At 64.1% G+C, this 502-nt stretch carries 1 protein-coding gene; it reads left to right on the plus strand.

What is annotated here, in order from left to right:
* On the plus strand, positions 1-502 hold a 502-nt coding region (locus CHM34_RS18370), incomplete at both ends, for a TenA family protein (protein ID WP_094266052.1).

Here is a 502-nt window from a genome sequence, read left to right on the forward strand (position 1 = left end):
CAGTTCTTCGAGTCGTTCCTGTCCATGCTCGGAGCCTGCGTGGCCCATGCCGATGAGCTCGACCCAAAGCTGCGATTCGCCCGACAGCTGGGCATGCTCGTCGCCGACGAGGACACGTATTTCGTCGACTCTTTCGCCGAGCTGGGCGTCGATCCCGCCGATTACCTCCGACCCGAACTTGCAGCACCGACGGCGGGCTTCCGCGATCTCATGGCCTCGGCAGTCGACTCAGCATCGTACCCACAGCTGCTCGCCGTCCTTGTCGTCGCAGAATGGCTCTATCTCGACTGGGCCGAGTCCGGTGAGGAAATGCCGCAGCGCCAAGTTCACCGAGGATGGATCGGCCTCCACCGAGGCGAGGCGTTCCGCGGGTGGGTGCAGTTCCTCGTCGACGAACTCGAGCGTGTATTCCCGGCAGCCGACGACCAGAGTTCAGAGGCCGAGTCCCTCACCCGCATCTGGCGCCGCGCCGTCGATCTCGAATGCGCCTTCTTCGACAACG

The organism is Paludifilum halophilum, from assembly GCF_002245355.1.
In the GTDB taxonomy this organism is placed as follows: Bacteria; Bacillota; Bacilli; order Thermoactinomycetales; family DSM-45169; genus Paludifilum; species Paludifilum halophilum.